The organism is Shewanella sp. 11B5 (assembly GCF_002836795.1).
Lineage (GTDB): Bacteria > Pseudomonadota > Gammaproteobacteria > Enterobacterales > Shewanellaceae > Shewanella > Shewanella frigidimarina.
Window position 1 is genome coordinate 1 of the sequence record NZ_PJAP01000555.1, and the last position, 4,381, is coordinate 4,381.

3 protein-coding genes are annotated in these 4,381 nt (G+C 41.4%); 1 reads left to right on the top strand and 2 read right to left on the bottom strand.

From position 1 onward, the window contains the following. The first annotated feature begins 11 nt into the window (after positions 1-11). Positions 12-2,510: a TonB-dependent receptor plug domain-containing protein gene (locus CXF78_RS13015; RefSeq protein WP_102037039.1), complete on the top strand. Its 2,499-nt coding sequence runs from the start codon at positions 12-14 to the stop codon at positions 2,508-2,510. 128 nt (positions 2,511-2,638) lie between these two features. On the opposite strand, the gene CXF78_RS13020 is transcribed toward CXF78_RS13015, so the two are convergent. After that, entirely contained in the window at positions 2,639-3,010 is a 372-nt protein-coding gene (locus CXF78_RS13020) for a TraR/DksA C4-type zinc finger protein (protein WP_102037040.1), read from the bottom strand. A 332-nt stretch (positions 3,011-3,342) separates the two neighbouring features. Next, on the bottom strand, positions 3,343-4,287 hold the full coding sequence (dusC, locus tag CXF78_RS13025; RefSeq protein WP_102037038.1) for a tRNA dihydrouridine(16) synthase DusC: 945 nt from the start codon (positions 4,285-4,287) through the stop codon (positions 3,343-3,345). Positions 4,288-4,381 lie beyond the last annotated feature (94 nt).

Genomic DNA, 4,381 nt, shown 5'->3' on the forward strand with positions numbered 1-4,381 from the left:
CTGCTAAGGCAATTCGCCGCAGTTTATTAGCTGTAGCAGCAACAAGTGTCGCGACAACAGGCTTATTTTCTTCAGTAGCATTTGCTGCCGATGAACAGAAAGTTGAAAGAATCGAAGTCACCGGTTCTCGTATTCAACGTCAAGACATGGAATCTGCTTCTCCAGTAACCATCATTTCAGCTGAAGCTATTCGCGCAGAAGGTTTCACTTCAGTTGACCAACTACTTCAAGCCCAAACGTCAATGGCTGGTGCTGCTCTAGGTTCTAGCTCGAACAACGGTTCAGACGGTGTTGCGCAAGTTGACTTACGCGGTATGGGTTCACAACGTACGCTAGTACTATTAAATGGTCGTCGTATGGTTAACTCTGGTTCAGGTGCAGATAGCTCTGTCGATTTGAACTCTATCCCTGTATCGATGATATCTCGTGTTGAAATATTAAAAGATGGCGCATCAGCAGTATACGGTTCAGATGCTATCGCTGGTGTTGTTAACATCATTACTAAGAAAGATTTCGAAGGCTTTCAACTAGATCTTAACGGTAGTACTACCAGTGAAAGTGATGGTGAAACTGGCGAAATTAGTGGTTTATACGGCTTCAATACCGATGGTGGTAACTACACTATTGGTGCAGCGTATTCGAAACGCGAAAGTGTTATTCAGTCAGATCGTAGCTGGACAGAGCCTGGTGCAAGTTCATTTTTACCTACAGGTTCATTAGGCGGGAAAGTACGTAATGACGCTGGTGAATGGGTTGCTCGTTCTACAGGTTATGACTACACCACTAGCAGTTATTACCAAACACCAAACGAGCGTTACAGCTTGTTTGCTAATATGATCCAAGAATTAGACAACAATTTAGTGCTAACAGGCGACGTGCTTTACACTAAACGTAAGTCTGATCAGCAATTAGCTCCACAACCTGCTGACGTAATGTTAAACGTATGTGGTGCTCCAGGTGTTACTGCTGGTGCAGCATGTATTACACTTGATCAAGCGATGACAGACGGTGAAATTGCTGCTGATGATACTGGTCGTGTAAATTATCGTCGTCGTACTACCGATGCCGGTCCTCGTATTTATTCTCAAGACACTGATACTTTCCGTATCTCTGCTGCATTAGCGGGTGAGCTTGATATTAATACAGGCATGAACTGGGATATCGGTTATACCTATGGCAAAAACAAAGCTGATTCAAGTGTTGAGAACTCAATCAATGCAACCAATCTTAAGCAATCTGTTTATGCTAACCAAGATGCATGGTTCACAGGTGTTCCATTAACAGGTGAAATCGTTAATGACATTAGCTTCACTGATAATGCTGACGGCGGTAATGAGCAACATGTTGTTTCTGCTGGTCTAAATGGTGAGTTGTTTGATCTGAGTGCTGGTGCAGTTGCATTTGCTATTGGTGCTGAATACCGTTATGAAAGCGGTTTTTATAATCCAGACCCTGTAACAGTGGCTGGTGACAGTACTGCTGCACAGCAAGATGCTACAGACGGCGATTACAATGTATTGTCTGTATTCCAAGAAGTCAGCGTTCCTTTCACTGAAAAATTAACCGGTGAATTTGCACTGCGTTATGACGATTACTCAACATTCGGTAAAGCGTCTACTTGGAAAGTAGGTCTAACCTATGAAGCAACTGATGATTTGATGCTTCGTACTGTAGCGGCAACAGGTTTCCGTGCTCCAAGCATCAGTGAGTTATTTGGTGGTGACACTGGCTCTTACGACTACTTGGATGATCCATGGGGCAATGCTCAGGACCCACAGATTCTAGTTCGTTACACGTCTGATGATGATCTAAAAGCTGAAGAGTCTGACTCTTATACAGCTGGCTTAGTTTACTCACCAAACTATGTTGAAGGTCTATCGGTCACGCTTGATTACTGGCGCTTTAAAGTGTCAAATGCAATCACTCGTTTAGATGTTCAAGCTGGTTTAGAAGAATGTTTTGCTAATGCTTCAGCTGCAGCATGTGAAACCTTTAACATTGGTGCAAACGGTGATTTATCTAATCTTACTAACTCGTTAACAAACGTAGGTAGCCAAGACACTAGCGGTTTAGACTTCAACTTAGCTTATAACTTTGAAGCCTTGTCGTTAGATTGGAAAATCAGCAATGACACAACTTACTTGTTGAATTTCGAACAAGAAGACAATGATTACACCAACAAGATCGATGGTAACTTTGGTGCTTATGCAGAAGTTCGTAACAACTTCAGCATTCAAGCAGGTCAAGATAGCTGGAGTGTTAACTACTTCAACCGTTACATTGGCGAAATGGACGATCTAAATACAGGCGATAAAGTGGATGCGATTCTGTACCACAACTTAGCCGGTACTTATTATGTTACTGACATGATTACTCTAAGCGCTGGTGTGAAAAACATCACTGATGAAGAGCCATCAGGCGTATCGAATGGTAGTGATGGTGGTACAGTACCAGAAGTGTATGACACTATTGGTCGCCAGTACTACGGTGGCGTAACTGTTAAGTTCTAAATAACAGTTTAGTTAGTGAGCTAAACATCAGACAATGTGACAGTTACATTGTCTGACATAAAAAGGCCTACATTATTGTAGGCCTTTTTATTACGTTGATTTTAAGTCGCTAATAAAGCAAAGCATGGTTAGTGATTTAAGCGTAATTCATGTCGATGTTCTCGGCGGAATTTCTGTTCACAACCTGTGCAACGTTGTTCCGTTGGATCGGCGATTAAGCGGGGCGGTTCTATGTCCATTTCACAATCAGAGCAAAGACCATATAAACCCAATTCAAGCTGACAGTAAGCAGCATCTAGCTTCATGAACTTAGTGAAAATATCAGTATTGATTAGTTTGACTTGTGGCAAGTAATCAATCACTTTTCCAAGAGGGGTTTCCATCGAAATATGAGCAACTTCAGTAGCTTTTAATGAATCCTTTATAAGTAGCATTAACTCATGTCTCAAAATAAGTTCAAGATGTTGAAGTTTTTGCTGTATGTCCTGAGTGTTGTGCAACTGAAATAACCTTAACTGACAATGCCAATGTAGAATTTCTATTTTAGGCACAAATAAAGCAGACGTTATGATGAAGATCAATTCTCGATAAGATTTCTGCGATAAAAACATGAATAATAATTTATCATTTATTCATGTTAACAATCATTATTGTCTGTCTGGGCGTTAAGCTAGGGTTGATTGTCGCGTCAATATGGTGACTGAATCACTGTCGATTGAAGACTAAGAAACGCTTATGGTTGTGTAGCATTAACAGAGTTTATAACCTTGATGACACATTATCAAAAAGGTTAATTTAAGCCTAGATGTAAAGTTGGTGTGTTGTTGCAAGCTTATATAAGCGACCTGTGAGCATGCTTTAGAACCTTAACGATTTCTTCAGTTGTTTTGAACACTCGTAGCTCTCTAAATAGAGTATCCGCTTCAGGGTATTGACGGTTTAAGTAACTAAACCATTGTTTAATCCGTGAAGGATAATAGTCAGATTTACGACCATTAAGTTCTTTGTCGGTATAGGCCATAAGTAAGCTTAAGGTTTGTTGCCAACTAAATGGCGTCGCACCAGTTTTGATGGTATCGCCTAGATTAGGCAACGATATGGCTCCTCGACCAATCATTATACTGTCACAGCCAGTGACATCCATGCATCTCTGAGCATCAGCGGCATTCCAAATTTCTCCGTTAGCGATAACAGGAATTGGCAGGCGCTGTCTCACTTCAGTAATGTATTCCCAATATGCCGGAGGTTTATAACCATCGGTTTTACTGCGAGCATGAATAGCGAGCTCTGTTGCGCCAGCCTCATACACGGCTAAGGCGTTTTCCATAAATAACGATTTATCTTCGTAGCCTAAACGGATTTTAGCTGTAACAGGATGCTCAGAGGGTACTGCGTCGCGCATGGCTTTGACGATACTGTAAATATTCTCAGGATATTGGAGTAATACTGCGCCGCCTTTGCTTTTGTTGACAGTTTTAGCTGGGCAACCAAAATTTGCATCAACACCATTTGAGCCTAGCTCAATGGCTCTTATGGCATTTTGTGCCATCCACTCTGGTTCTTGTCCCAACAACTGAACACGTACAGGTGTTCCTGATGCGGTTAGCCCTTGATGAAGTAGCTCAGGACACAGTTTATAGAACACTTTATCTGGTATGAGTTGATTGACGACCCTGACAAATTCAGTCACAACCAGGTCAAATGGATTGATGGCAGATAATATTTCACGCATATGGTCATCAACCACACCTTCCATTGGAGCTAAAATAACGCGCACAGTACACCTTGCTGAAGTCAAAAGTGCGCTATTTTAGCGTGTTTATTATTTGATATCAGTACTAAATTACGATACGAGTTCTTTTGTCGATTAA